Origin of the sequence: Psychrobacter sp. TB55-MNA-CIBAN-0194 (assembly GCF_040309505.1) — a bacterium.
In the GTDB taxonomy this organism is placed as follows: domain Bacteria; phylum Pseudomonadota; class Gammaproteobacteria; order Pseudomonadales; family Moraxellaceae; genus Psychrobacter; species Psychrobacter fozii.
In genome coordinates this window covers 1-282 of sequence record NZ_JBEOOW010000162.1, presented here as the reverse complement: position 1 = coordinate 282, position 282 = coordinate 1, and the positions used below count along the sequence as shown (strand labels likewise).

Annotated in this window: 1 protein-coding gene; it reads left to right on the top strand. The window is 69.5% G+C overall.

All coding sequences use genetic code 11. The annotated features are described in order from the left end of the window. Positions 1–282: phosphatidylglycerol lysyltransferase domain-containing protein (locus AAEY75_RS14675; RefSeq protein WP_352259976.1), on the top strand; the 282-nt coding region annotated here is incomplete at both ends.

Genomic DNA, 282 nt, shown 5'->3' with positions numbered 1-282 from the left:
CATCTGCGCTATGCGCTGCGGCGCGGCGACAAGGATGCGCTGACGGTCGAGGTGATCGCGCCGGGCGACGTGCCGGCCGCGTTGCCGGCGCTGCGCGGCATCTCGGACGGCTGGCTCGACAGCCGCGATGCGCGCGAAAAGAGCTTCTCGGTGGCCGCGTTCCACGACGGCTATCTCGCGACGCAGTCGGTGATGCTGGTGCGGCAGGCCGACAAGCCGATCGCGTTCGTCACGTTCATGACGACCGACCTCAACACCGAGGCGACGGTCGGCGTGATGCGC